This window comes from Thioclava sp. JE_KL1 (assembly GCF_009296265.1).
In the GTDB taxonomy this organism is placed as follows: domain Bacteria; phylum Pseudomonadota; class Alphaproteobacteria; order Rhodobacterales; family Rhodobacteraceae; genus Thioclava.
On record NZ_WBJS01000001.1, the window covers coordinates 165,057 to 188,351 of the forward strand.

Below are 23,295 nucleotides of genomic sequence, written 5' to 3' on the forward strand. Positions count from 1 at the left end.
CGATGAAGAACCGCGAACCCACCCTGTCCGACCGTGCCTCGAATGCCCTTTTCGTGGCGGTGATGCGGCTGGTCCAGCGCCTGCCCTACGAGCGGCGCATCCCGGCGGCGGGACGGATGGTGGCGCGGCTCGCCCCGATCCTCGGCTTCACCCGCAAGATCCGCGAGAACCTGCGTATCGCCTGCCCGGACCTGTCGGAAGACGAGATCAAGCGGCTGCAGCGCGAGATGCCCGACAATCTGGGCCGGATGCTGGCGGAGATTTACTCGGGCGAGGAATTCGTGGCGCGCGTGCGCGATCTGCCGATCGAGGGCCCCGGCGCCGAGACGCTGGAGGCCGCCCATCGCGAGGGCCGCCCCGTCGTTCTGGCTGCAGGCCATTTCGGCAATTACGACGCGTGGCGCGCAGCACTTGCGGGCCGCGGCTACCGGGTCGGCGCAATCTATCGCCCAATGAACAACCCGCTCTTCAACGAGCAATATGTCTCGACCATCTCCGCCATCGCCGAGCCATTGTTCTCGCGCTCGCGCCGGGGCTTGGGCGACATGATGAAATTCCTGCGCGACGGCGGGATGGTCGCCTTCGGCTTCGATCAGCATTTCAACAAGGGCGCGGAATTGAGCTTCTTCGGCCTGCCCGCGCGCACGCCGCTGTCGGCTGCGGAAATGGCGCTGAAGATGAAAGCCGATCTGGTGCCGATCTACGCGATCCGCCAGCCCGACGGGCTCAACTTCAAGATCTATGCCGACAAGCCCGTCCCGCACAGCACCCCCGAGGCGATGACGCAGACGCTCAATGACGGGCTGGAGGAGATGATCCTCAAGCACATGGAGCAATGGCTCTGGATCCATCGCCGCTGGAAGGTGAAGCGGACATAAGAAAGGCGCGCGAGTATCCCCGCGCGCCCTTTTGTCATCTCGCAAAGGCTCAGTTGCCGCGCTGGATACGCTCCATCAGCGCGCCGGTCTCCTCGGCGGGCAGAGCCGCGCGCAGCGCGAACCAGATTACCACCAGCGACCACACCGCGACGAGGCCCATCCCGCTCCAGAAGTTCAGCACATTGAGCGCGTGATCCGAGGTGCCGAGTCCGGTGATCACCCAAAGCCCGCCGAACCACAGCGCCAGCCAGCCGATATGCCCCCAGCCGAACTCGGAGGCGGATTTCTTCTGCACGACGTGGAAGACGACCGCATAGACCGCGAAACCCCCGAGCAGCATCCCGAACAGGATCGAGTCGGTGTAGAAACCCGTCCAGTAGATCACGAGGTTCGACGCGATGAAGGCCAGCGGCGCGAGGATTTCCGCCCCTTTCAGGCGGAAGGCGCGCTCGGCATCGGGTTGGCTGCGGCGCAGCACCATCAGGACGATCGGACCGAGGCCGTAGGTCAGAACCGTGATCGAGCTGATATAGCCCACCAGCAGCTGCCATGCCGGGAAGGGCAGCAGGAAGAACACGCCCACGGCCCACATCACCGCGACCGCCAGCCACGGCACGCCGTGGCGGGTCGTATGGGTCAGTGCGCTCGGCCCGCTCTCGGTGTCACCCACCGCATAGAGGATACGCGAGCCGCCGGTGACGTAGATCAGCCCCGTCCCGCCGGGAGAGACATAAGCGTCGACGTAAAGGAGCAGCGCCAGCCATCCCATGCCCAGCGTCGCCGCGAGACCGGCGAAGGGACCAGCGGAGCCTTTGAAGCTCAACGACGCCCAGCCATTCGCCAGATCGCCCTGCGAGAGCGCCATGATGAAGGCCACCTGCAGCAGGATATAAACGATCGCGGCGAGAATGACCGACCCGATCACCGCCATCGGGATATTGCGGCCCGGATTGGCGCTCTCGCCGCCCAGGTCGATCGCGGTGCGGAAGCCAAGGAAGGAGAACACGATCCCTGCGGCGGGAATGGCGGTGAACATGCCCTGCGCCTTGTAGGTGCCCGGTGCCGCATGCCAGACGCCCCAATGGGACGAGGCCGCGATCAGCCCGACCACGGTGATCAGCGGCACGGCGATCTTCCACCACGTGACGGTGTTGTTCACCTTTAGCAGCGCCTTGATCGCGAGCAGGTTCAGCAGCGCCAGCACGCTCAGGAGCAGCGCGGAGGTGATGAAGCCCACCAGCGTCAGCGTGCCCGACCCGTCCCCGCGCAGGAAATACGGCAGGTAGTTATTGGCATAGGTGACGATCCCCTCGGCCTCGACCGCAGGCACCGGCGCATAGCTGAGAAACAGCATCCAACCCCAGAGCCGGCCCAGCGTCGCGCCGTGGCTCGCATGGCTCATATGGACGAGCGCGCCGGATTTGGAGAACATCGTGGAGAGTTCGGCAAAGCACAGCGCGATCAGCATGATGATCGCGGCCCCGATCACCCAGGACCAGACCGAGAGCGGCCCTGCGATTTTCGAGGCGTGATAGGCGCCGAACAACCAGCCCGAGCCGATCATCGACGTCGTTGAGGCAAAGAGCAGCCCGATGACCCCGGCGTCTCGCCGCAGTTTGCCTCCTCCGGCCATCGTTTCTGTTGATGCCATTGGTTAATCCCCTGTTTCTTATTAATCACAAGGGTTCAACTAGGGCGCGATTTAGCCAACCGGAGCGATTACACGGGCTTGTGGCGGAACGCGATCACGCGTGAAATCTGCAGTCGGACTTAGCGCAGGAATTTCTGGGCAAGCTTCGCCATGCGTCCGCTGCGATAGGGCGGCATCAGCATCGAAAGCGGCGCGAAACGGTTCTCGAGCACGGGCTTGAGATGGGTGAAGGCCTCGAAGCCCCAATGGCCATGCGCCGCCCCGACACCCGAATTGCCGATCCCGCCGAAGGGAAGGTTCTGGTGCAGGTAATGGACCAGCGCGACATTGACGCCCACCGCGCCCGAACTGGTCGCGCGGCGCAGCCGGTCAATCAGACCACGGTCGCGCTCGAAGATATAAAGGGCGAGCGGCTTCGGCCCGGCCTCGATCCGCGCCACGACATCGGCCGCATCGTCGAAGGGGATGACCGGCAGAACGGGGCCGAAAATCTCCTCCTGTTCGACACGCATCGACGGGTCGGTGCCCATCAGGACGGTGGGCGCGATATAGCGGCTCTCGGCCTCGCTGGTGGCCCCGGTCAGCGCCTTTGCGCCAGCGGATTGCGCGCTCTCGATCATGCCCATCAGGCGGGCGAAATGGTCCGGGTTGATGATCCGCGCGAGGTCGCGCGAGGCCGCCTGCGCCTCTTCCGTCTTGCCATACATCCGCGCGATCGCGGCTTTCAGCTCGGCCAGAAAGGGCGCTTCGATCTGCTTGGCGACATAGACGTGATCGGGGGCGATGCAGGTCTGACCGGCATTCGCGAACTTGCCCCAGGCGATCATCCGCGCGGCCTTTTTCAGATCCGCGCCGGGGCCGACGATGACCGGGGATTTGCCGCCCAGCTCCAGCGTCACAGAGGTGAGATGCTTCGCCGCCGCCGCCATCACGATCTTGCCCACGCGCGGCGAGCCGGTGAAGAAGATATGATCGAACGGCTGCTCGAGCAGTTCCTGACTGACCTCGACCCCGCCCTGTACAACGCGCACGAGATCGGCAGGCAGCGCCTCCTCCACGATCTGCGCGATCACGGCGGCGCTGGCCGGGGCCAGCTCGGACGGTTTGACGATCGCGGCACAGCCCGCCGCGATGGCCGAAACCAGCGGCCCGAGCGACAGCGCCAGCGGGTAATTCCACGGCGCGATGATCAGCGCGGTGCCCTTCGGCTCGGGCACGATCCGCGCGCGGGTGCCCAGCATCGCGCGGGTCGGGCGGACCCGGCGGACCTTCGTCCACGTCTTCAGGTGGCGCAGCGCGTGCGAAATCTCGGCCTGAACGGGCAGAATTTCGGTCAGGCGGATCTCGGCCTCGGGCTTGGCGAAATCCTCGGCCAGCGCCGCGAGGATCTCCGCCTCGCAATCGTGGATCGCGCGCGAGAGCGCCTGCAGCGCCGCGCGCCGCTGCGCGGGATCAAAAGCCATGCGGCGCTGCGGATTGCCTGCGGCAAGGTCGACGAAAATCTGCGCCGGGGTCTTGAAACTGCGGTGATCCATCGGGGCTCCTTTGCCGCGCATCTCAACGCGCGGGCGGGGAAATGGCAAGCGGCAGCGCGGCTTAGCGCGCGCGACGCAGCGGCAAGGACAGCACGAAGAGCACGGTCGAGGCCGCCACGATCGACGGACCGGCGGGGGTGTCGAACTGCAACGACCCCCAGAGCCCCAGCAGCACCGAGGCGATTCCCACCCCGGTCGCGCCCGCCGCCATCGCCTCCGGCCCGCGCGCGAACTGCCGCGCGGTGGCCGCCGGGATGATCAGCAGCGCCGCGATCAGCAACGCGCCGACGATCTTGATCGCCACGGCCACGGTCAGCGCCAGCGCGATGGTCAGCGCCATCTGCTCGCGCCGCGGATCGAGCCCAGAGGACATCGCCAGCTCGTCATTGATCGTCGCGGTCAGCAGCCCCTGCCAGCGCCATGCCAACAGCGCCACGACCACAGCCGAGCCGCCCCAGACCACGGCCAGATCGCTGCGCGACACGGCGAGAATATCGCCGAACAGCCATGCCGACAGATCGACCCGCAACCCCGATTGCAGTGAGGCCGCAACGAGGCCGAAGGCCAGCGCGGAATGGGCGAGCACCCCCAAGAGCGTGTCCATCGCATGGCCGCGCCCAGAAAGCCGCGCGACGGTCAGCGCCATCGCCAGCGCCACGCCGAGCGTGCCGAGATAGACCGAAATACCGAAAGCGAAGCTCAGCGCCACGCCGAGGATCGCCGCATGGGCCGTCGCATCGCCGAAATAGGCCATCCGCCGCCACACCACGAAAGAGCCAAGCGGCCCGGTCGCGAAGGTCAGGCCGATCCCGGCCAGCGCCGCACGGAATAGAAAATCGTCAAACATGCGCCTGCCCGTGGGTTTGAGTGCCGTCCTGCGCCGCGTCATGGGCGTGGTCGTGATCGTGGCTGCAGGTCGCGTGATCCGCATGTTCGCCATGATCGTGGCTGTGCTGGTAGAGCGCGAAGGCCCCTTGCGTTCCCATCCCGAACAGCGCGCGATATTCCGGCGCCTCGGCCACCACCTTCGGCGTGCCCTGACAGCAGACATGGCCGTTGAGGCAGATCACCCGATCCGAGGCCGACATCACCACGTGCAGATCGTGGCTCACCATCAGCACCGCGCAGCCGGTTTCCTGACGGACCTCTTCGATCAGCTTGTAGAACCCCGCCGTGCCGGGCTGGTCGAGCCCCTGCGTCGGCTCGTCGAGGATCAGGATCTGCGGCTCGGACAGCAAGGCGCGCGCCAGAAGCACACGTTGAAACTGCCCGCCCGAGAGCCGCGAAATCTGCCGCGCGCCCAGATGCGGCACGCCGGTGCGCTCCAGGGCGGCCTCGGCGCGCGCGTTCGAGACGCGCTTGGGCAGCGACAGGAAGCGGCGCACCGTCAACGGCAGGCTCGCATCGACATGCAGCTTTTGCGGGACGTAACCGATCCGCAGCCCGGCCTGACGGTTCACCTTGCCGCGCGCTGCGCGTTCCAGCCCGATCAGGGCGCGGATCAGCGTCGATTTGCCCGACCCGTTCGGCCCGACGACGGTAACGATCTCGCCCGGGGAAATCGTGAAGTCGACGCCGTGAAGCACCTCGACCTCGCCATGGCGCACGCTCAGGCCCTGCGCCGTGATCAACTCGCTCATTGCGCCTCCTCGGCGGCGCAGTTCGGGCAGAGCCCCAGCGCCTCGACGGTCGCCCGCTCGACATGGAAATTCAGCCGCTCGGCCGCGCCCTGCAGCGCGCGGCGCACCTCTTCGGCCCCCTCGTCGGGGCCGGCCTCGGCGACCTCGCCACAGTTCCGGCAAATCAGGAAGACCGGCGCATGTTCCTCGCCCGGACTCATGCAGGCGGCGAAGGCATTCAGGCGGCGCACGCGATGTGCAAGACCATGCTCGACAAGGAATTCCAGCGCGCGATAGGCGACGGGCGGCTGCTTGCCGAACCCATCCTCCGCGAGCCGGTCGAGCACCTCGTAGGCGCCCATAGCCCGATGTTCTTCCAGCAGAATTTCCAGCGCGCGCTTGCGCACCGGGGTCAGACGCGCGCCCTTTTCGGCGGCGACAGCCTCGGCGCGCGCCAGCGTCGTGCCAGCGCATCGGCTGTGGTCATGCGGCGTGAAAGCCTTGGCGGAAGAGGTCGAAGATCCCACGAGAGCGTTACCTTATCACATTTCTTCTTGACGAGTGATTTTATAACATACATGTTCCGCTCCTCAGATCAAGTTGGACAGGAGACCTCCGATGCGCCCCACCCTTCCCGTTCTCGTGAGCGCGCTTGCCGCACTGCCCGCCCTCTCCCAAGCCGAGGTGCCCAGCGTCGTCACCGATGTGCCGCCGGTGCAGTCGCTCGTCGCGCAGGTGATGGGCGATCTGGGCAAGCCCGAAGTGCTGCTCGGTCAGAATTCGGACGCGCATCACTATCAGCTGAAGCCCAGCCAAGCGCGCGATCTGCAGGATGCCGACCTCGTCTTCTGGGTCGGCCCGCGCCTGACGCCGTGGCTCGAACGCGCGATCGAGGGCGTCGGAGTGAAGGGCCAATCGGTCGAATTGCTGCACGCGCCCGGAACGACGCTGCGCAGCTTCTCGGCGCAGGATCCGCATGATCACAGCGCCGATCTCGACGAGGACGAGGATCACGCCGAGGCGGGGCACGACGACCACGGTGAGGTCGATCAGATGACCGATCCCCATGCGTGGCTCGACCCCGACAATGCGAAGCTTTGGCTCGGCCTGATCGCCGACGACCTCTCCAAAGCCGATCCCGAACATGCCGACACCTACGCGGCCAATGCCGAAGCCGCGCAGGCGCGGATCGAGACGCTCGACGCCAAACTCAAGGCCGAATTCGCCCCCGTCGCGGACAAGCCCTTCCTCGTCTATCACGCGGCTTATGGCTATCTGGCCGATCATTACGGGCTGACCATCATGGGCGCGCTCTCGCCCAGCGACGCCTCGACCCCCGGCGCGGCGCATCTGGTGAGCCTGCGCGACGAGGCCTCGGCAAAGGATGCCGTCTGTGCTTTCCCGGAAGCGAACCACGATCCGAAAATGGTCGAAATCCTCGTCGATGGGACGCCGGTGACGCTCGGCAAGCCGCTCGATCCGTCCGGCACCGCGCTGACCTATGGCCCCGGCCTCTATGAGGACCTGATGCAGGGAATGGCGGACACGATCACCACCTGCCTGTCGCAGGGTTGATCCTGCAAGACCTCCGTGCGATCTGGTGAGCCATGGCTGATTGGATCGCACTCACGGAAGAATTCGGGCGCTGGCGCGCCGCACATGTCTCGGACGGGGCGGTGAGCGACCGCAAATCCGGGCCCGCCGCGCGCCCGCTCTTGCCCGAAGGGGCCGCTGCGATCGTGGCGGCCTCCACTGCAGGCCCCGCCCCGCGCGCCCTGCCCTGCACGCCGCGCCCGGAAGGCGCGCTGCCGCTGACCGAGATCGGCGGACAAAGCTATCCTGCCCTGCCCGGCCTGATCCAAGACAGCGACGGCACCGAGATCAGCGCCCCCGAGGCGGCCCGGATCGCCGGCATCCTCGCAGGCCTCCCGCAATTCGACGGCGTGATCTGGATCTGCGGCGCAAGCGCGATCTGGGCGCATATCTCGGCGGGCGAAGTGGTCAGCGCGATGCGCGCAGGCTCCGCCGCGATGCTGGCCGCGCTTGGCGCGCCGCTGGAGGCAGGCGACGGGTTCGACGCAGCCCTCGCCGATACGCTTTCGCGCCCCGAACGCCTCGCGCGCGAATTGGCCCCGCTCAGCCTCGGACGCCCCACCCCGCGCGCCGCTGGGGCCGTGCTCGGAGCGGAACTCGCCGCGGCGAAACCGTGGTGGCTCGGGCAAACCGTGCTGGCGCTATCCTCCGCCTCCGCCCCCGGCTGGTCGGAAATTTGCGCCCGCGCCTTGCAAGCGCAGGGCGCGCAGGTCACTTTGGGCGATGGGGAGGCCGCGCTGATCGCGGGGCTGTCCGCGGCGCGCCGACCCGGCGCGTAACCGAGCGGCGACAATAGGCGGCAGAGGATGGATGCATGAGTGAAACCGAACTGCCCGAAGCCTTCGCCGAACTCGCCCCTCGTTTCGGATTTTCCCGCCCCGCAGGCCGCTGCCTCGGCGCGATCTGGCGCGCGGCGCAAGCGCCCTCGGCCGACGATCTGGTGACGCAGCTTGGGCTGTCGCGCTCCAATGTCTCGACCGCGCTGAAGGAGTTGCGCGATGCCGGTCTCGTGCAGGCCGCACGCTCGCCGGGCTCGCGCAAGGATTTCTTCGTGGCGCCCACCGAGCCGTGGGAACTGGCACGCCTGATGCTGGCCGAGCGCGAACGCCGCGTGATCGGCCCCGCGCGCGACCACCTGTCCGCCCTGGAAGCCCGCAGCGCCGATCCCCGCGCGGCGGCCCTATGCGAGCTGCTCGACGCGGCCTCGGGCTATATTCAGACGCTGATCCGCCTCGACCCGGCCGAGCTTGCCCGCCACATCGACCCGGCGCGCGGCGGTGGCAAAGCGGAAAAGCCCGCGCCTAAGCCGTCGAAGAAGAAAAAGAAAAAAGCCGCGCAAAGCTGAGCGCGGTTTTTTAGCCCGGCACCAAGAAGAAAGTTATCGGGACTTAGGCACCACGCTCGAATTCAAGTGAGGAATTGGCCCGACTTTATCGTCACCGACGTCGAGAAACTGACAAATCTCGCGTGTATCTTTGCTTTTGCTTAGATCAACACAGAGAAAATCATTCGGTCGATGAAGAAAGTATCGAATGATTTCGTCATTCCGCTTCAAGTATTTTGAGATGCAGAAATCGCGATCATACAAGAGACTCCAGTCCTCGCGCGGCTTTCCGTTCTCAACCACTGTCACAAATTGCTTATTCTGTTCGTAGAAGTAATTGTTCCGTATACCCTTCCAAAAATCGGGCCCCGCCTCGTCAATAGACTTGAAACCAAATACTTTTTGATGAAATCGGGTCAGACTTTCGTACCACGCGTCAGCGTCCCGAACAGTTAAAATGAACTTACTGTTCGGGAAGAGCGCATCTAGCGCAACGTAAAGCGAGTCTTGTGAAAAAGGTACATCTTGGAACGCATCGAAGTCTGAAACGAACCGCTTAAGAATATCGTATCGCCCCGATGAGAAGACGTGAGCCAGCAAGTTCTCCTGCAGGCCCTGATGCGGCATTCTCAACCCGAGATCCTTGAGTATTCTCTCTAGCGACGTCGTTCCGGTTTTATTGAAACCGATACAGAATACTTTATCGGAATTTGATCTCTTCCGGCCCTTCCCAGAGAAATATTCACGAAGCGCGGTCTCATCCTTTCCGATCAGACCCGAAGCATCTCTCGCGTACCTACGATACTGGAGCCAGCGCCGGATCTGTCTTCGTCCCATTACTCTGTAACCTCAGAACTTTGTCATTAGGCAGTCAGTCTCAATCACACCAACCGGCTCTGATCCCGCGCGGCCTTGATGAAGCCCGCAAACAGCGGATGCGGCGCGAAGGGCTTCGATTTCAGCTCGGGGTGGAACTGCACGCCGATGAACCACGGATGGTCCTTGTGCTCGACGATCTCGGGCAGGCGGCCATCGGGCGACATGCCGGAGAAGGTCATGCCGCATTTCTCCAGCGGCTCGCGATACTTGATGTCGACCTCGTAGCGGTGGCGGTGACGCTCTTCGATGTCGGTCGAGCCGTAGACTTCGGCGACCTTCGAGCCCTCTTTCAGCGCGGCGGAATAGGCGCCCAGACGCATCGTGCCGCCCTTGTCGTCGGTCACCTTGCGCTCGACCCGGTGGTTGCCCTGCACCCATTCCTTGAGGTGATAGACGACCGGGGTGAAGCGCTTCTTGCCCGCCTCGTGGTCGAACTCCTCAGAGCCCGCATCGCTGACCCCCGCGAGGTTCCGCGCGGCTTCGATGACGGCCATCTGCATCCCCAGACAGATGCCCAGATAAGGAACGCCCTTTTCGCGCGCGAATTGGGCCGCACGGATCTTGCCTTCCGTGCCGCGCTCGCCGAAGCCGCCGGGCACGAGGATGGCGTGGTAGTTCTCCAGATAGGGCGCGGGGTCTTCGTTCTCGAAAATCTCCGCGTCGATCCATTCCGCCTTCACGCGGACCCGGTTCGCCATGCCACCATGGGTCAGCGCCTCGGCGATCGACTTGTAGGCGTCTTCCAGCTGGACGTATTTGCCCACGATCGCGACGCGCACCTCGCCTTCGGCATGGTCGAGACGGTCCATCACGTCTTCCCAGCGGCTCAGTTCCGGCTTTGGCGCGGGCGAGATGCCGAACGCGTCCAGAACCGCCTGATCGAGCCCCATGCGGTGATAGGCCAGCGGCGCCTCGTAGATCGACTTCAGGTCATAGGCCGGGATCACCGCCTCGGGGCGCACGTTACAGAACAGCGCGATCTTGCCGCGCTCTTTCTCCGGAATCGGCTGCTCCGAACGGCAGACCAGTACGTCGGGCTGCAGGCCGATCGAGCGCAATTCCTTCACCGAGTGCTGCGTCGGCTTGGTCTTCAGCTCGCCCGACGCCGCCAGATAGGGCAGCAGCGTGAGATGCATGAAGATACATTGGCCGCGCGGACGGTCCTGGCTGAACTGGCGGATCGCTTCGAAGAAGGGCAGGCCCTCGATATCGCCGACCGTGCCGCCGATCTCGCAGAGCATGAAATCGACCTCGTCATCGCCGACATCGAGGAAGTCCTTGATCTCGTTGGTGACGTGCGGGATCACCTGAATCGTTTTGCCCAGATATTCGCCGCGGCGCTCCTTCTCGAGCACGTTGGTGTAGATCCGCCCCGACGAGATCGAGTCGGTCTTGCGCGCCGAGACACCGGTGAAGCGTTCGTAATGGCCAAGGTCGAGATCGGTCTCGGCCCCGTCATCGGTGACGAAGACCTCGCCATGCTCGAACGGGCTCATCGTGCCCGGATCGACGTTGAGATACGGGTCGAGCTTGCGCAGCCGAACCGAAAAGCCGCGTGCTTGCAGCAATGCCCCCAAGGCGGCGGATGCCAAACCCTTGCCGAGCGACGAGACAACGCCGCCGGTAATGAAGACATAACGTGCCATGAAGACCCCCGTGATCTGCGAAATTCGAATGGTTTCCCTGCCCCAAAGAGGGTCAGGATCACGGGATTTAATGCTTACACGATTCGCGGCCTGCCCGCAACCAGACCGCAAGCTATTGAGTTTGGATTGGACGCACCCGCAACTTTTTGTGGGTGCGAACCGATTGTCGGCTGAAGTGACGGCTTAGTTGGCGGCGGGCGGCGTAACCGGACCGCTTTGCGTATCCGTCGTGGTCTCGCCCGCGTTTCCGCCGGTCGAGGAATCCGACCCGCTTGCCGGCGGCGGCATCACCACATCGAGCGACGGCGTCGAGCCGGTCGTGTCATTGGCCGGCGCGGTCTCTGCCGGAGCGCTTTGCTCGGGCGCGGCGCTATCGAGCACCGAGCTGCTGCCCGCTTTCTGCGCGGCCAGAACCGTCAACGTCACCGAGGTCGCGAAGAAGCCAGCGGCCAGAACCCAGGTCACGCGAGTCAGCGCATTGGCCGCCTGCCGACCGGTCATCAGCCCGCCGACACCGCCGCCAGAGCTGTTGGACGACCCCATACCGAGGCCACCCCCTTCGGAGCGTTGCAGCAGCACCACGCCAATCAGCAGCAGTGCGAGGATCAGATGGATCGAGAGAACGACGTTTTCCATGAACGGGTCGGGCCTTCTTTCTTGCGACGCGCCTATCTAGGCGGATGAGACTGAGGGTGCAAGGCCGCAGAGGTGGATTTTCGGCTTTCGCGGGGTCAAATCGGCACACCCGCGCGGCCCACCTGCGCCCTCCCCTTCGTTTTGGTCCAAATATCCCGCCGGAGGCGCCTGCCTCCTCGCGCGCGCGTCACACGTGAATAGAGTGAACCACCTCTCGCAAATGCGGGCTTTCGCACCGCGCGCTCAGCCGCTATACCTCGCGCGGTTTTACACCTGCCAAGGAGAGAGCAATGGCCAATGTCGTCGTCGTCGGCGCCCAATGGGGTGACGAGGGGAAAGGCAAGATCGTGGACTGGCTCAGCGAGCGCGCGGATGTGATCGCGCGGTTTCAGGGCGGTCATAACGCGGGCCATACGCTCGTGATCGACGGCAAGGTCTACAAGCTCAACGCACTGCCTTCGGGCGTGGTGCGGGGCGGCAAGCTCTCGGTGATCGGCAATGGCGTCGTGCTCGACCCGTTCCACCTGCTCGCAGAGATCGAGAAGATCCGCGATCAGGGCGTTGAGATCACCCCCGAGACGCTGATGATCGCGGAAAACACACCGCTGATCCTGCCGATTCACGGCGAACTCGACCGCGCCCGCGAGGAAGCGGCGTCGAAAGGCACCAAGATCGGCACCACCGGTCGCGGCATCGGCCCGGCCTATGAAGACAAGGTGGGTCGCCGTTCGGTCCGCGTGGCAGACCTCGCCGATGACGCGACGCTGGAAGCCCGCGTCGACCGCGCGCTGCAGCACCACGATCCGCTGCGCAAGGGTCTCGGCATCGAGGCGATCGACCGCGACGCGCTGATCGCAAAGCTCAAGGAAGTCGCGCCCGAGATCCTGAAATACGCAGCCCCGGTCTGGAAAGTGCTCAACGAGAAGCGCAAGCAGGGCAAGCGCATCCTGTTCGAAGGTGCGCAGGGCTCGCTGCTGGACATCGATTTCGGCACCTACCCCTTCGTGACCTCGTCGAACGTGGTCGCGGGTCAGGCCGCAGCGGGCACCGGCATGGGCCCGGGCGCGATCGATTTCGTCCTCGGCATCGTCAAAGCCTACACCACCCGCGTCGGCGAAGGCCCCTTCCCGACCGAGCTGGACGACGAAGACGGCAATCGTCTCGGCACGCGCGGCCATGAATTCGGCACCGTCACCGGCCGCAAGCGTCGCTGCGGTTGGTTCGACGCGGCGCTGGTGCGCCAGACCTGCGCGATCTCGGGCGTGAACGGCATCGCGCTGACCAAGCTCGACGTGCTCGACGGGTTCGCGACGATCAAGATCTGCACCGGCTATGAGCTCGACGGCGAGACGCTCGACTATCTGCCGACCGCCGCGGAAGAGCAAAAGCGCTGCATCCCGGTCTATGAAGAGATCGAGGGCTGGGCCGAATCGACCGAAGGCGCGCGCAGCTGGGCCGATCTTCCGGCGGCGGCGATCAAATATGTCCGCCGGATCGAAGAGCTGATCGACTGCCCGGTCGCGATGCTGTCGACCTCGCCCGAGCGCGACGACACGATCCTCGTGACCGACCCCTTCGCGGATTGATCCGATGGCGCTGACCTACAAGGCCCGTCGCCGCCTCTCGCTGCTGGCCCTCGTCGTGGGGCTGCCCGCCTATATCGTCGTCGCGGTGACGGTGGTGAACTGGGCGGGCGCGCGCTGGGGGCGGTTGCCGATCTGGGCGGAGTTCGGCGTCTATGTCGTGCTTGGCCTGCTGTGGATCGCGCCGCTCAAGCCGATCTTCAAAGGCGTCGGCAAGGACGATCCCGACGATCCGTCGCAGCCGTGACACCCTCTGGCGGGCGCGCTGAAAAACGGGCAAATTAGCCCGATGACAAGCGCGCCCTGCCCCCTCCCGCCCGACAGTCTGACCAATTCCGACATCGCGGAACTGACCGCGTGGCGGCACCGTCTGCATCAGGACCCCGAGCTTTCCGGCGAGGAACGCGACACCGCCGCGCGTGTCGTCGCGATGCTGCTACCGACCGCCCCCGACCGGACGCTGACCGAGCTTGGTGGGCATGGCGTGGCCGCGATCTACGAGGGTGCGGAACCCGGGCCGACGATTCTCCTGCGCTGCGAATTGGACGCGCTGCCGATCCACGAGACCGGCACGCCGCCTTACCGGTCGAACTTTCCCGGCAAGGGGCATCTGTGCGGCCATGACGGCCACATGGCGATTCTCGCAGGGGTCGCGCGCTGGCTGTCGCGCAATCGTCCTGCGCGGGGCCGCGCGATCTTGCTGTTCCAACCTGCTGAAGAGACGGGCGCGGGGGCTGCGGCGGTGATCGCCGATCCGCGCTTTGCCGAGATCGCGCCCGATCTCTCCTTCGCGCTGCACAATATGCCCGGCGTGCCCTTCGGGGCGGCGGCGCTGCAGGACGGGGTGATGAATTGCGCCTCGCGCGGTATGAAAATCACGCTCACGGGGTGGACCGCCCATGCCTCGCTGCCTGAAAGCGGTCGTTCCCCCGCCCCGGCGCTGGCCCGGCTGCTGACCGACCTGACGGCGCTCGGCAACGATCTGCACCAGAGCGATCCCGATTTCGCGCGCGTGACGATCACCCATGCGCGGCTCGGCGAACCCGCCTTCGGTGTCGCGCCCGGCGCGGCGGAGCTGTGGGCGACCCTGCGCACCCAGCGCGATACGAGGATGGCGGGTCTCGTGGAGAAAGCCGAGGCGATGGTGCATGAGGCTGCCGATGCGCACGGTCTGGAGCGCGAGATCACCTATCACGACGTCTTTCGCCATTGCGAAAACACCCCCGAAGCGACCGAAATTCTGCGTGCGGCGCTGCAGGCCGAGGGGATCGAGACCACCGAGACCGATCTGCCGATGCGCGCCTCCGAGGATTTCGGGCGTTTCGCCGATCACGGCCTCGCCGCGATGGCGCTTCTGGGCGCGGGCGACCGCCCGGCCCTGCACAACCCCGATTACGATTTCCCCGACGCGCTGATCGGCCCCGGCGCGCGCGTTCTGATTCAGTGCCTGCGCGCGCGACTCTACTGATCCAATGAGAAGGGGCGGCCCCGCAGGACCGCCCCTTCTGATCTGTCGCCGGGCTTACTGCCCCGAGGCCATCTTCGCCTCGTCCCAGTAGCGCGAGGCTTCGGTGATCGCGTATTGGCCGCGCTTCACCTTGGTGATCTTGCCCTGACGCAGCAGGCGGCCGAAGACGCGCATCCGCTCTTCGCGCGGCACGTCAGCCGCATCGTCCATGACGGACAGCTTGCGCATGATCTGCGGCGGCGAGAAATGCGGGCGCCCTTCCACGGCCGAGGTATAGGCGGCGGCGGCTTCCAGCAGATCGGAGAGGCCTTGCGTGCCGAGGCTTTCCGCGAATTCGGCGAAGCTGGTCGCCTGCTCGGGGTTCATCGGCGTGGCTTCGGATTCGTCGCCTTGGGCAGCGGCGAACTGACCTGCCGAGACACGGCGCGGACGGATCGCGGCGGCAGGCTGAGCCGCGGGCTGCTCGACCTCCTCGACATCCGAGGCTTCTTCGGCGTCGACGCGCTGTTCGGAAACCAGCACCAGCGGCGCGGGGCGCAACGGATCGGGACGGCGCGATGCCGTCTCGCCCGAGCTGACCGGGCGGCGCGGGCGCACAGCCTGGGTCAGATCGGCGCGGTAGGGCTCGGACCCGTCCTCGTCCTCGACGCCCCCTTTCGCGGTGTCCTGCCCCTTGGCCAGACGATCCGCGACAGTGGCGGCGACGGCGGCCTTGAGATGCGCGATCGCGGAGAAGCGGCGGCGGGTTTCGACGACTTCGGCCTGCTTGTCGGCCTCGGCCAGAAGGCGATCCACCTCGGCTTCGCGGTCGGTCTCTTCCTCGGAGAGCGACGCGGCCTCGCGTGCGGCAACCTCGGTCGGGGCTTCTGCCTCTTCCATGTCTTCCGCATCGGCGGTCTCGAGGGTTTCGGCCTCTGCCTCCGCGCCCTCGGCTTCGGTCTCGTCTGCGGCCTCGGCGTCAAATTCCGGTGCGAAGACGTCGGCGGAGATATCCTCGGCCTCATCCTCGGCCACGACGTCGTCTTCCGACATCTCGGCTTCGGCCTCTTCGGCGATGATCGCGTTGCCCAGAACCAGCACGTTTTGCGCGTCGAGCGATGCGGCTTCCATGGACGCCTCGGGCTCTTCCGCCTCGGGCGCGGCGGCCTCGTCTTGCGTCAGAACCAGCGGCGCGTCGACCGCCTCGTCTTCCAGATCGGACAGGTCGATATCAGGCAGCGCCAGATCTTCGTAAACATCTGCCTGCGCGACCGCCTCTTCCGGGGTTTCGTCAGCAGTCTCGATTTCGGCGCCGGTGAAGAGGTTCTCCATCTGCAGCGCGGCGAGTTCGCGCATGAGATCGGCTTCGGCCTCGGGCGAGAGGCGCCCCGGCATCCGGCTGTCGCGATCACCTTCATCCTGCGGCTGCTCTGCCTGCGGCGTGACCGGAGCAGGGCTTGCCTCCTCCGTCGTTTCGTTCAACTCGGCAGCCAGACGTGCGGCGAGGTCGTCATCCTCGGCCTCTGCCTCCAGCTCGGCCTCGGTTTCGACGTCTTGCTCGGCTTCGGCAGCCACTTCAGGCACCTGTTGCGCGGCGTCGTCCTCGACCTGTTCGTCAGCCGGGATCGACTGGTCCTCGGCGCTGTCTGCCGTGGCCGCATCGTCGGTCTGCGCCGGAAGCTCGTCAGATGCGTCCGCTGCAACCTCCGCAACCGCGGCTTCGATCGTTTCGCGGCGGCGCACCTTGATCACACGCGCGCGCATTCGCGGCGCGGCGGGTGCTTCGGCCTCGAAGGTGATATCAGCCGTGGTCTCTTCGGTTTGATCCTCAGCCTGCTCGACCGTTTTCTCTTCGGTCGCACCGAGTTCTTCCGCTGCGGCCTTGAGCGCGGCGATGCGCTTGGCACGTTTGGCCGAGCGGCGCGCGCGGCGGCTTGCCTGACGGCGCTGCATATGATCGTCGGTCGGGCCAAACGCGGCTTCGGCTTCGTCGACAGCGTCCTCTTCCGAGGCAATGGGTTCGGCTGCTGCGATGTCTTCGGCTTCAACCTCATCCGCTTCGGCGACGGGCTCTTCCTCGGTGACGACCTCTTCGTCTTCGCGAGCAACTTCCGCCGCTTCTTCGTTTTCTTCCGCGATCTGTTCGAGTGCGGCGTCTGCCGAGGCTTCTTCTGCCACGTCCGCCTCGGGCATCTCGGCCTCGGGCTGCGTGGGTTCGGAGGCTTCGGGTTCGATTTCCTCGGCACTCAGCGGGCCGGAAATGTCGAGGTCATAGCCGAAATCTTCCGCTTCGCTCGACGGTTCGGCGTCGAAGCGATCCAGAAGTGCCTCGGGGGCGGAAACGGGTTCGTCTTCCTCAGAGAAGCTGTCGGCCTGAACCTCGCGGGCGCGGGCCACGGCTTCGCGGATACGTTGCAGCTTGGCGGCGACGGTTTCCGGCTGCGCGAAGCCTGCTTCGGGTTCGGCGTGCTGCGCCGCAACCTCGGCTTCGGGCTGCTCTGCGACCGGTTCGGGCGCGGCTGCCGGCTCAGGCGTCTCGGCGACCTCCGGCTGCGCGGGCGCTTCGGCGGCAGGCGCGGCTTCTTGCGGCGCTTCCGACGTCACCAACGGCTCTTCCTGAGAAGATGCGGGCGCTTCGTCGGCTGCAGCCTCGCCACCCAGAAGCGTGTCTTGCTGGCGCAGAACCACGCCGTTTTCTTGAATTTTCGCTTCGACCCGGCGCTGAATTTCGCGCTCTGCGATACGGTGAAGCATCTCCGCATCGGGCTGGGGCGGCTCTGCACCGAAATACCGGTCGTCGGCAGCCAGATCGCGGAAATACTCCGCAATCGCCTTCATCGTGTTGAAAGGCTCATCAAATCCTTCCAAGGTGCACGAAAAGGTGCCGTAGGATACGGTCAGGATCTTGCTCGCACCAACCATGGACCACTCGCTTTCTATTGGACCTCAATGCGTCGACATTCCTGTCCAACTGGTTCTTTCGCGTGGACGAAAGAAGGCATTTGAAAGGTTTTTTACCGGTCTCGATTGTCTTTCTTTGCCACAATCGTCATCAATCAGCCCATGATTAGCAGTATTGTCCATTCGTCAACCGGGGTTTCGCTTCTCGGCGCCGGCGCAGTTAACCATGCGGATGTTGACGAAGCGTTGACAATCGCCCCCTGTCTCGTGGCCGCAGATGGTGGCGGAGACCGGGCCTTGGCGATGGGTCTCGAGCCCGAAGCGGTGATCGGCGACCTCGATTCCCTGTCCGATGCGGCGCGCGCCACACTTGGCCCGCGGGTGCATCCGGTGGCCGAGCAGGACAGCACCGATTTCGCGAAATGCCTACAACGGATCAAAGCGCCGTTCATCCTGGCGCTCGGCTTCACCGGGATGCGGCTGGATCACACGCTGGCCGCGATGACCGATCTGATCCGCACGCCGCACCGGGTCGTGATGCTGGCCGAGGAAGAGGTGATCTTCCGCTGCCCCCCGTCCCTCTCGCTGGATGTGACGGAAGGCACGCGAGTCTCTTTGTTTCCATTCGGCGAGGTAAAGGCGCGTTCGGAAGGGCTGCAATGGCCGCTGGACGGGATCGGCTTCACGCCCGCCGAGCGGGTCGGCACATCGAACCGGGCGACGGGGCCTGTGCGGATCATGCTGGAGGGTCCAGCCCTGATGATGCTGCCGCGCGAAGAATTGGCCGCCGCCCTGACAGGTCTGGGGATCGGCTGAGGCGCTAGCCCGCCTCGACCCGCAACGTCCCGTCCAGCCACGGCGCTTCTTCCAGCGCTGGTCCGACCACGCGTTCTTGCAGCAGCGCCCGCAGGCGGGCAGCCACTTTCGCGGGCCAATCGGCCATCATCCCGTCGCGCGCCGCCAGCACGATGCGTCGGGTCAGCGGCGGCCCGTCGAGCGGCGAGAGCGCAAGCCCCGCACGTGGTGCATGGCGCACCGCCGACGGCGTCAGGATCGTCCAACCTCGCCCGGCCGCGACCAGTGCGAGGATCGCAGGATAACTGTCGAGCTCCAGCTGATGCGGCGGCGCCTTGCCCGTCTGTGCCAGATGCGCGGCGATCTGGCGGCCCATCAGCGTGCGCTGGGAATAGTGGATCAGCGGCAGCGGCGGATCGCTTTTCGCAGGCGCATCGGCGGGATGAATGGCGAGGAACGGTTCGGTCAGAAGCGGGTGCAGCTCGATCCCGTCGAGCGCCGCGCCCTGCGGCTCGGCGGCGACGGCGACATCCAGCCCGCGCGCTTCGAGCTTCGACAGCAGCCGGTGGCTCGGCCCGGTTTCCAGCTCGAAGCGGCAGGTGCTGAGCTCGTCGGCCATGCCCGCCAGCAGAAGCGGCGTCACCTCGGCCTCGAAATCCTCGATCATGCCCAGCCGAAAACTCGTGAGCCCCGCCGGATCGGCCTGACCGACCCCCGCACGACCGCGGGCCAACTCGTCCAGCATTGCCTCGGCATGAGGCAGGAAGGCCCGCCCGGCGGCCGTCAACGCGAAAGGTCGGGCCGAACGGTCCACGAGCTCCGCGCCCAAAGCTCCCTCCAGACCCGCAAGCTGCTGGCTGACCGCCGAAGCCGAGACGCCCAGACGGCGCGCGGCGGCGGTGGTCGCGCCTTCCTCCGCCGTGGCCACGAAGACCTCGACCGCCCAGAGGCTGATGCGCGGATTGGGGGCGGGCATGGGAGGCTCCGTGATCGGGGAGGCGGTAAGGCTTGAGGCGCAGACTGCCTTGCCCCGCCCCGGCGCGCAAGCCATGTGGCATCCTGAGACATCGCGGGCCATTGACGCCGCCCGCGCCGCGGATAGCCTCGCTTTCATCCATCGCCCATCCCGGAGGAGTCGCGAGATGAAAGACCAAAGCTGGCAGGCCCGCGCCGATGCGCATAGCTTCTACGGTTTCACCGATCTGCCCACGATCCACGATCGCGGCGCGGTCGTCGTGACCCATGGCGAGGGGCCGTACATCTTCGACACCGAGGGGCGGAAATATCTCGATGCGAATTCCGGGCTCTGGAACATGGTCGCGGGGTTCGACCACCCCGGACTGATCGAGGCCGCGCAGGCGCAATATGCGCGTTTCCCCGGTTATCACGCCTTCTTCGGTCGGATGTCGGACCAGACGGTGATGCTGTCCGAGAAGCTGATCGAGGTCTCGCCTTTCGAAGACGGCAAGGTGTTCTACACCAACTCCGGCTCCGAGGCGAATGACACGATGGTCAAGATGCTGTGGTTCCTGCACGGAGCCGAGGGCAAGCCGCAGAAGCGCAAGATCCTGACCCGCAAGAACGCCTATCACGGGGTCACGGCGGTTTCGGCTTCGATGACGGGCAAGCCCTACAACTCTGTCTTCGGCCTGCCGCTGCCGGGATTTCTGCACCTCACATGCCCGCATTTCTGGCGCGAAGGTCAGCCCGGCGAGACGGAAGAGCAGTTCACCCAGCGCCTCGCGAACGAACTGGAAGCCAAGATCATCAAGGAAGGCGCCGACACGATTGCGGGCTTCTTCGCGGAACCGGTGATGGGTGCAGGCGGGGTGATCACGCCACCCAAGGGCTATTTCCAGGCGGTCGCGAAGATCCTCAAGAAATACGACATCCCGCTGATCTCCGACGAGGTGATCTGCGGCTTCGGGCGCACCGGCAACACATGGGGCTGCGAGACCTATGACTTCCAGCCCGACGCGATCATCTCGTCGAAGAACCTCACCGCCGGGTTCTTCCCGATGGGCGCGGTGATCCTCGGCCCGGAATTGTCGGACCGCCTGCAGGCGGCCTCCGAGGCGATCGAGGAATTCCCCCACGGCTTCACCGCCTCGGGCCACCCCGTCGGCTGCGCGATTGCGCTGAAGGCGATCGACGTGGTGATGAACGAGGGCCTGGCCGAGAATGTCCGCCGCCTGAGCCCGCGGCTCGAAGCCGGCCTCGCCCAGATCGCGCAAAACCCCAATATCGGCGAGCTGCGCGGCGTGGGCTACATGTGGGCGCTGGAAGCGGTGAAGGATCGCGAGAGCAAGACCCCGTTCGACGGGTCGCTCTCGGTCTCGGAGCGCATCGCCAATGCCTGCACCGATCAGGGACTGATCTGCCGACCGCTCGGGCAATCGGTGGTGCTGTGCCCGCCGTTCATCCTGACGGAAGCGCAGATGGACGAGATGTTGGAAAAGCTGGAGACGGCGCTGAAGAAGGTGTTCACAGAGGTGGGGTGACCCGCCAAACCGCGAGATCACCTGCGTTCTGTCTTAGGCACCCCGACGCATAATTCAGTCCAACTGACGAAAATTATGCTATTTTTACCTCGCCCCCTGTGGGCGAGGTAAATTACGTTGGTCGGAGGAACGCGCATGAGCCGTCTTCTCAGAGTACTTATCTGCGCCGCCCTGATCGCCCTCGGTGCGCTCTCGCCAACCTATGCCGCCGATAGCATCGGCAATGTCGGGAAGTGGAGCGTCTTCGAAGAGAGAAACGGCACCATGAAGACCTGCTGGACAGCGACCGCGAATGATCGGCGGATTTTGCTGAATGGCTCGCTTCTCTATGTCGCGGTGACGAAGCACTCGGGCAGGCAACCGGAGCTGTCCGTCTATGCCGACCGACGACTTCCGCGCTCCGGCGGACTGACCATCGCGATCGGGCAGAGCACATTCCGCCTGCGTTCGACAGGGCAATATGCCTGGCTGGATCAACGCACCGACAAGCTTGCGATCAACGCGCTAAAACAAGTTGAGGCGGCAGGCGGGAACGCAAATTTCACCGTCTCCATTCCGAACGTGGGTGTCTTCGACTTCTCCGCAAAAGGCTTCGCCGCCGCGTTGGACATGACATTGAAGCGATGCAGATGACGGCTGAGGATGCGTTTCGATTGGGTCGTTCGGACGCGTCTCACGTGGACCGGACGGAGGAACTGAAACGGGCCGCATCTTACGATGCGGCCCGCTGTCAATTTCATGCAGCGCCTGCATTGCGCCGACGCGGGCGACGCCGCTTCGGCGAGGCGTTGCCACCGGCATCGACCTTGGGCTTGGCTTCGGCGCGAGGTTTCGAGCGCGCCTGGGCCTGAGCTTGACCTTGCGGCTGCCCCTGCCCCTGCGGTTTGCCCTGAGGCTTGCCACCGCGACCCTTGTTGCCGCCAGAGCGCGGACCGCCGCGACCGCGGCCTCGAGCTGCACGCGCCGAGGGGCGCACGGCCGCAGACGGGCGTTCGCCGCTCGCGGTCGGGATCTCGATCTTCATCAGCTTTTCGATCTGCAGGAAGTTATCTGCCTCGTCCGGCGAGCAGAAAGCAATCGCCTCGCCCTCGCGCCCGGCACGCGCGGTGCGCCCGATGCGGTGGACATAAGCGTCCGGCACGTCCGGCAGGTCGAAGTTCACGACATAGGACACGCCCGGAATGTCGATCCCGCGCGCGGCCACGTCGGTCGCGACCAGCACGTTGACCTTGCCATCGCGGAAGCCCTTGATCGCGCGGTCACGCTGGCCCTGCGATTTGTTGCCATGGATCGATTCCGCGTTGTAGCCATCGGCGCGCAGGCTCTTCATCAGCTTTTCCGCGCCGTGCTTGGTGCGGGCGAACACAAGCGTCAGCGCGCCCATATCGGCCGAGAGAATATCGCGCAGCTTGCGGGCCTTCTCGGCCTTGCTGTCGAGGAAGTGCACCGACTGGGTGATCTTGTCGGCGGCCTTGCCCGGGGGCGAGACCTGCACGCGCTTGGGATCGGTCAGATACGCCTGCGAGATTTCTTCCATCTGCTTCGGCATCGTGGCCGAGAACAGCAGGGTCTGGCGCGGCGTGCCAAGGCGCGACGCGATCTTGCGCAGCGCATGGATGAAGCCGAGGTCGAGCATCTGGTCGGCCTCGTCGAGCACCAGATGGCGGGTGTAGCGGAGGTCAACCGCGCCGCGATCCATCAGGTCGATCAGACGGCCCGGGGTGGCGACGAGAATGTCGTTGCCGCGATGCATCATGGTGATCTGACGGTTGATCGACTGGCCGCCGACGACGGTGGCCACGTTCATCTTGGTGCCCTGAACGAGCCCCGCGAGGTTGTCGGCGATCTGGTTCACCAGCTCGCGAGTCGGCGCGAGGATCAGCGCCTTGCAGGTCTTGGGCGAGGGTTTGCCTGGCTGCGCCATCAGCTTGTCGATGAGCGGCAGGCCGAAGGCCAGCGTCTTGCCGGTGCCGGTCTGGGCGAGGCCCAGCACGTCATGGCCCGCAAGAACCAGCGGGATCGCTTTTTCCTGAATCGGGGTCGGCTGGGTGAATTTTGCGCGTGCGAGCGACTTGAGAATGGCCGGGGAGAGCCCCAGCGAAGAGAAATCGGACAATGCCTATCCTTTATGGCCGAGGCTCCCAACGCGGGGATGCGCACGGCGATCAGCCCGGACGGGATTGTCCGGAGCGCAGGTTGACGCAGACCTCGGGACAGGCGGGCTAGTCCCGCGTGGTCCGGTCTTGCGTGTCAGAACCCTGCGTGAATGGGAACTCGGGAGGTATCGCCGGTGCGCCTCTCTCGGGC

21 protein-coding genes are annotated in these 23,295 nt (G+C 65.4%); 10 read left to right on the forward strand and 11 right to left on the reverse strand.

The features are described 5' to 3' along the window. Nucleotides 1-2: 2 nt before the first annotated feature. On the forward strand, nucleotides 3-878 hold the full coding sequence (locus F8R15_RS00560) for a lysophospholipid acyltransferase family protein (protein ID WP_078519614.1): 876 nt from the start codon (nucleotides 3-5) through the stop codon (nucleotides 876-878). A 49-nt stretch (nucleotides 879-927) separates the two neighbouring features. On the opposite strand, the gene F8R15_RS00565 is transcribed toward F8R15_RS00560, so the two are convergent. The 5 genes from F8R15_RS00565 to F8R15_RS00585 form a co-directional block, all read right to left on the reverse strand. Next, nucleotides 928-2,529 carry an APC family permease gene (locus F8R15_RS00565; protein ID WP_078603912.1) on the reverse strand — a complete coding sequence of 534 codons (1,602 nt, stop codon included), beginning with the start codon at nucleotides 2,527-2,529 and terminating at the stop codon, nucleotides 928-930. A gap of 119 nt (nucleotides 2,530-2,648) precedes the next feature. Continuing rightward, entirely contained in the window at nucleotides 2,649-4,064 is a 1,416-nt protein-coding gene (locus tag F8R15_RS00570; RefSeq protein WP_152842873.1) for an aldehyde dehydrogenase family protein, read from the reverse strand. Between the two features lie 61 nt (nucleotides 4,065-4,125). Continuing rightward, complete coding sequence (locus F8R15_RS00575) at nucleotides 4,126-4,911, reverse strand: metal ABC transporter permease (RefSeq protein ID WP_078519617.1); 786 nt, start codon at nucleotides 4,909-4,911, stop codon at nucleotides 4,126-4,128. Then, the gene (locus tag F8R15_RS00580) at nucleotides 4,904-5,704 is read right to left on the reverse strand and encodes a metal ABC transporter ATP-binding protein (RefSeq protein WP_152842875.1); all 801 of its coding nucleotides are present in this window, start codon (nucleotides 5,702-5,704) and stop codon (nucleotides 4,904-4,906) included. Before F8R15_RS00580 ends, F8R15_RS00575 begins: the two co-directional genes overlap by 8 nt. Continuing rightward, nucleotides 5,701-6,210 carry a Fur family transcriptional regulator gene (locus F8R15_RS00585; RefSeq protein WP_368730985.1) on the reverse strand — a complete coding sequence of 170 codons (510 nt, stop codon included), beginning with the start codon at nucleotides 6,208-6,210 and terminating at the stop codon, nucleotides 5,701-5,703. The genes F8R15_RS00580 and F8R15_RS00585 overlap by 4 nt, the downstream gene beginning before the upstream one ends. 91 nt (nucleotides 6,211-6,301) lie before the next feature. Here F8R15_RS00585 and F8R15_RS00590 point away from each other — a divergent pair, with 91 nt between their 5' ends. The 3 genes from F8R15_RS00590 to F8R15_RS00600 are packed head-to-tail and all read left to right on the forward strand — an operon-like array spanning nucleotide 6,302 to nucleotide 8,621. Further along, a complete protein-coding gene (locus tag F8R15_RS00590) occupies nucleotides 6,302-7,258 on the forward strand; it encodes a zinc ABC transporter substrate-binding protein (RefSeq protein WP_152842877.1) in 957 nt (318 codons plus the stop codon). A gap of 32 nt (nucleotides 7,259-7,290) precedes the next feature. Then, nucleotides 7,291-8,055 carry a 2-dehydro-3-deoxygalactonokinase gene (locus F8R15_RS00595; protein ID WP_152842879.1) on the forward strand — a complete coding sequence of 255 codons (765 nt, stop codon included), beginning with the start codon at nucleotides 7,291-7,293 and terminating at the stop codon, nucleotides 8,053-8,055. 35 nt (nucleotides 8,056-8,090) lie between these two features. Continuing rightward, entirely contained in the window at nucleotides 8,091-8,621 is a 531-nt protein-coding gene (locus F8R15_RS00600) for a GbsR/MarR family transcriptional regulator (RefSeq protein ID WP_152842881.1), read from the forward strand. A 33-nt stretch (nucleotides 8,622-8,654) separates the two neighbouring features. Here the strand turns inward: F8R15_RS00600 and F8R15_RS00605 are convergent, their stop codons facing one another. From F8R15_RS00605 to secG, 3 genes are all read right to left on the reverse strand, one after another. Beyond that, nucleotides 8,655-9,437, reverse strand: a complete 783-nt coding sequence (locus F8R15_RS00605) for a sulfotransferase (RefSeq protein WP_152842883.1) — start codon at nucleotides 9,435-9,437, stop codon at nucleotides 8,655-8,657. 44 nt (nucleotides 9,438-9,481) lie between these two features. Next, nucleotides 9,482-11,125 carry a CTP synthase gene (locus tag F8R15_RS00610; protein WP_078519623.1) on the reverse strand — a complete coding sequence of 548 codons (1,644 nt, stop codon included), beginning with the start codon at nucleotides 11,123-11,125 and terminating at the stop codon, nucleotides 9,482-9,484. 183 nt (nucleotides 11,126-11,308) lie between these two features. Then, nucleotides 11,309-11,761: a preprotein translocase subunit SecG gene (secG, locus tag F8R15_RS00615; RefSeq protein WP_078569428.1), complete on the reverse strand. Its 453-nt coding sequence runs from the start codon at nucleotides 11,759-11,761 to the stop codon at nucleotides 11,309-11,311. A 290-nt stretch (nucleotides 11,762-12,051) separates the two neighbouring features. Between secG and F8R15_RS00620 the strand changes: the two genes are divergently transcribed. From F8R15_RS00620 to F8R15_RS00630, 3 genes are read left to right on the forward strand one after another with little or no spacing between them, the layout of a single operon-like run. Then, entirely contained in the window at nucleotides 12,052-13,347 is a 1,296-nt protein-coding gene (locus tag F8R15_RS00620; RefSeq protein ID WP_152842885.1) for an adenylosuccinate synthase, read from the forward strand. A gap of 4 nt (nucleotides 13,348-13,351) precedes the next feature. Continuing rightward, complete coding sequence (locus F8R15_RS00625) at nucleotides 13,352-13,591, forward strand: DUF2842 domain-containing protein (RefSeq protein WP_152842887.1); 240 nt, start codon at nucleotides 13,352-13,354, stop codon at nucleotides 13,589-13,591. Between the two features lie 42 nt (nucleotides 13,592-13,633). Beyond that, nucleotides 13,634-14,812: an amidohydrolase gene (locus tag F8R15_RS00630; RefSeq protein ID WP_152842889.1), complete on the forward strand. Its 1,179-nt coding sequence runs from the start codon at nucleotides 13,634-13,636 to the stop codon at nucleotides 14,810-14,812. 54 nt (nucleotides 14,813-14,866) lie between these two features. Here the strand turns inward: F8R15_RS00630 and F8R15_RS00635 are convergent, their stop codons facing one another. Then, a complete protein-coding gene (locus F8R15_RS00635) occupies nucleotides 14,867-17,713 on the reverse strand; it encodes a hypothetical protein (protein WP_152842891.1) in 2,847 nt (948 codons plus the stop codon). A gap of 141 nt (nucleotides 17,714-17,854) precedes the next feature. On the opposite strand from F8R15_RS00635, the gene F8R15_RS00640 reads away from it, so the two are divergent. After that, nucleotides 17,855-18,508, forward strand: a complete 654-nt coding sequence (locus F8R15_RS00640; protein WP_083079239.1) for a thiamine diphosphokinase — start codon at nucleotides 17,855-17,857, stop codon at nucleotides 18,506-18,508. Nucleotides 18,509-18,512: 4 nt separating this feature from the next. Here the strand turns inward: F8R15_RS00640 and F8R15_RS00645 are convergent, their stop codons facing one another. Further along, complete coding sequence (locus tag F8R15_RS00645; RefSeq protein WP_152842893.1) at nucleotides 18,513-19,463, reverse strand: LysR family transcriptional regulator; 951 nt, start codon at nucleotides 19,461-19,463, stop codon at nucleotides 18,513-18,515. 166 nt (nucleotides 19,464-19,629) lie between these two features. Between F8R15_RS00645 and F8R15_RS00650 the strand changes: the two genes are divergently transcribed. Continuing rightward, the gene (locus F8R15_RS00650) at nucleotides 19,630-20,988 is read left to right on the forward strand and encodes an aminotransferase (RefSeq protein ID WP_152842895.1); all 1,359 of its coding nucleotides are present in this window, start codon (nucleotides 19,630-19,632) and stop codon (nucleotides 20,986-20,988) included. 135 nt (nucleotides 20,989-21,123) lie between these two features. Continuing rightward, nucleotides 21,124-21,621 (forward strand): hypothetical protein, encoded by a 498-nt coding sequence (locus tag F8R15_RS00655; protein WP_083079130.1) that lies wholly within the window; start codon nucleotides 21,124-21,126, stop codon nucleotides 21,619-21,621. A 103-nt stretch (nucleotides 21,622-21,724) separates the two neighbouring features. Here F8R15_RS00655 and F8R15_RS00660 read toward each other — a convergent pair whose 3' ends face one another. Next, nucleotides 21,725-23,104, reverse strand: coding sequence for a DEAD/DEAH box helicase (locus F8R15_RS00660; protein WP_078539702.1), 1,380 nt, complete (start codon nucleotides 23,102-23,104; stop codon nucleotides 21,725-21,727). Nucleotides 23,105-23,295 lie beyond the last annotated feature (191 nt).